This window comes from Sphingomonas sp. S-NIH.Pt15_0812 (genome assembly GCF_003951315.1).
Lineage (GTDB): Bacteria > Pseudomonadota > Alphaproteobacteria > Sphingomonadales > Sphingomonadaceae > Sphingomonas.
This window is the reverse complement of record NZ_QLJH01000071.1, coordinates 2,501-5,731: the sequence shown is the minus strand read 5'-3', so window position 1 is coordinate 5,731 and position 3,231 is coordinate 2,501. Positions and strand designations below refer to the sequence as shown.

The 3,231-nt window shown below is 55.1% G+C and carries 1 tRNA gene and 2 rRNA genes (1 of these 3 running past the window's edge); all 3 read right to left on the bottom strand.

Going from position 1 to position 3,231, the window contains the following annotated elements:
* Positions 1-2: 2 nt before the first annotated feature.
* A tRNA-Met gene (locus BRX43_RS19710) sits at positions 3-79 on the bottom strand.
* Between the two features lie 98 nt (positions 80-177).
* Positions 178-292: ribosomal RNA gene (gene rrf, locus BRX43_RS19705) — 5S ribosomal RNA — on the bottom strand.
* A 125-nt stretch (positions 293-417) separates the two neighbouring features.
* A 23S ribosomal RNA gene (locus tag BRX43_RS19700) occupies positions 418-3,231 on the bottom strand; it runs 7 nt beyond the window's last position.

Genomic DNA, 3,231 nt, shown 5'->3' with positions numbered 1-3,231 from the left:
TATGGTTGCGGGGACAGGATTTGAACCTGTGACCTTCAGGTTATGAGCCTGACGAGCTACCGGGCTGCTCCACCCCGCGGTGGCTGGCTTGGTGCCAGCGTGCCTCTCTTTTGGGAGAGGAGTTTTTGTGAATGGGTTCTTGCTGTGCACGGTGTCTCTCGCGCCACGGGCTGCAATGCCTGGCGACGACCTACTCTTCCACTGCTTAGGCAGTAGTACCATTGGCGCAGAATGGTTTCACGGCCGAGTTCGGGATGGGATCGGGTGGGACACAGACGCTATGGTCACCAGGCAATGAAGCCTGTGGCGCGGGAGGGGTGCTTGGGGGTTGAAATCGATGCGTGCACTTTTGGTGTTTCTGGCTGCGATGCAATCCCACGCCCGTATCAGCAGCGCTGATATTGGGGGTGTGAGCTCATCAAGCGCGAATAGAGCGATTAGTATCGGTTAGCTTCACGCGTTACCGCGCTTCCACATCCGATCTATCAAGGTCGTGGTCTTCGACCGCTCTGAGAAATCTTATCTCGAGGGAGGCTTCCCGCTTAGATGCTTTCAGCGGTTATCCCGTCCGTACATAGCTACCCTGCTGCGCCGTTGGCACGACGACAGGTACACCAGAGGTACGTTCAACCCGGTCCTCTCGTACTAGGGTCAACTCCTCTCAAATTTCGACGCCCACGGCAGATAGGGACCAAACTGTCTCGCGACGTTCTGAACCCAGCTCACGTACCACTTTAATTGGCGAACAGCCAAACCCTTGGGACCTGCTCCAGCCCCAGGATGTGATGAGCCGACATCGAGGTGCCAAACAACCCCGTCGATATGAGCTCTTGGGGGTTATCAGCCTGTTATCCCCGGCGTACCTTTTATCCGTTGAGCGATGGCCCTTCCACGAGGGACCACCGGATCACTATGACCGACTTTCGTCTCTGCTCGACTTGTCAGTCTCGCAGTCAGGCGGGCTTATGCCATTGCACTCTAACAGCCGGTTTCCAACCGGCCTGAGCCCACCATTGCGCGCCTCCGTTACTCTTTAGGAGGCGACCGCCCCAGTCAAACTACCCGCCACAGAGGGTCCCTGATCCCGCTTCAGGGATCGAGGTTAGACATCAGAAAACAACAGGGTGGTATTTCACCTATGGCTCCACACCGGCTGGCGCCAATGCTTCAAAGCCTCCCACCTATGCTACACAGTTCCTTCCTAATGCCACTCTGAAGCTGCAGTAAAGGTGCACGGGGTCTTTCCGTCTAACCGCGGGTACTCCGCATCTTCACGGAGAATTCAATTTCGCTGAGCATGTCCTGGAGACAGTGGGGAAGTCGTTACGCCATTCGTGCAGGTCGGAACTTACCCGACAAGGAATTTCGCTACCTTAGGACCGTTATAGTTACGGCCGCCGTTTACCTGGGCTTCATTTCAGAGCTTGCACTCCTCCACTTAACCTTCAGGCACCGGGCAGGCGTCAGGCCCTATACGTCGTCTTGAAGCCGACTTAGCAGAGCCCTGTGTTTTTGCTAAACAGTCGCTACCCCCTGGCCTGTGCCCCCCATGAGAGCTTGCGCTTACATGGGGCCTCCTTCTTCCGAAGGTACGGAGGCAATTTGCCGAGTTCCTTCAGGACACTTCTCTCAAGCGCCTTGGTATACTCTACCTGACCACCTGTGTCGGTTTCGGGTACGGTCTATACGGTGGGGCTATTTCCCGGGACAGTTTCGAAGCCCAGCCAATCCGTTAAGGCTGAACAACACACACCATCCGTCACACACCACCAGGCTGCGGAATATTAACCGCATTCCCATCGACTACCCCCTTCGGGCTCGTCTTAGGGGCCGGCTCACCCTGCGCGGATTAGCCTTGCGCAGGAACCCTTGGTCTTTCGGCGAGAGGGCATCTCACCCTCTTTATCGCTACTCATGTCTGCATTCGCACTTCCGATACCTCCACGACCCATTACCAGATCGCTTCACAGGCCTACGGAACGCTCCGCTACCGCGTGGATAAATCCACACCCTAAGCTTCGGTGCACGTCTTGAGCCCCGTTACATCTTCGCCGCAGAAACCCTTGTTTAGACCAGTGAGCTGTTACGCTTTCTTTAAAGGATGGCTGCTTCTAAGCCAACCTCCTGGTTGTTTTGGGATTTCCACATGCTTTCCCACTTAGACGTGACTTGGGGACCTTAGCTGTAGGTCAGGGCTGTTTCCCTTTTGACGACGGACCTTAGCACCCGCCGTCTGTCTCCCGAGTAGTACTCATGGGTATTCGGAGTTTGGTTAGAGTTGGTAGATCTCGCGACCCCCGCATCCATCCAGTGCTCTACCCCCCATGGTATTCGCTCGAGGCACTACCTCAATAGTTTTCGCGGAGAACCAGCTATTTCCCGGCTTGATTGGCCTTTCACCCCTAAACACAACTCATCCGGTAACTTTTCAACGTTAATCGGTTCGGACCTCCAGTGCGTGTTACCGCACCTTCATCCTGGTCATGCCTAGATCGCCGGGTTTCGGGTCTAATACACCAAACTATGGTCGCCCTATTCAGACTCGCTTTCGCTGCGCCTACACCTATCGGCTTAAGCTTGCTTGGTACATTAAGTCACAGACCCATTATGCAAGAGGTACGCGGTCACCCCATAAAGAGGCTCCCACTGCTTGTAGGCAATCCGTTTCAGGTACTGTTTCACTCCCCTCATCGGGGTGCTTTTCACCTTTCCCTCACGGTACTAGTTCGCTATCGGTCATGTACGAGTATTTAGGCTTGGAGGGTGGTCCCCCCATGTTCAGACAGGATTACACGTGTCCCGCCCTACTCGAGTCTTCATTCATCACTTTCGCATACGGGGCTGTCACCCGCTATGGCCGAACTTTCCAGTTCGTTCTGCTAGTTGAAAATGAAGCACTGGCCTGGTCCGCGTTCGCTCGCCACTACTAACGGAATCTCGGTTGATGTCTTTTCCTCCGGCTACTGAGATGTTTCAGTTCACCGGGTTCGCTTCTCGAAACCTATGTATTCAGTCCCAAGATACCTGAACCGCCTAACCCGAGCCGAGCCGTCCGCCACCATGCTTGCGCATCGTCGCGTACCGCTCTTCTTGGATTAAACGGATAGGTGGGTTTCCCCATTCGGAAATCGTCGGGTCAAAGGTTGCTCACACCTCACCGACGCTTATCGCAGCGTGCCACGTCCTTCATCGCCTGTACATGCCAAGGCATCCACGAATTGCCCTTACCTC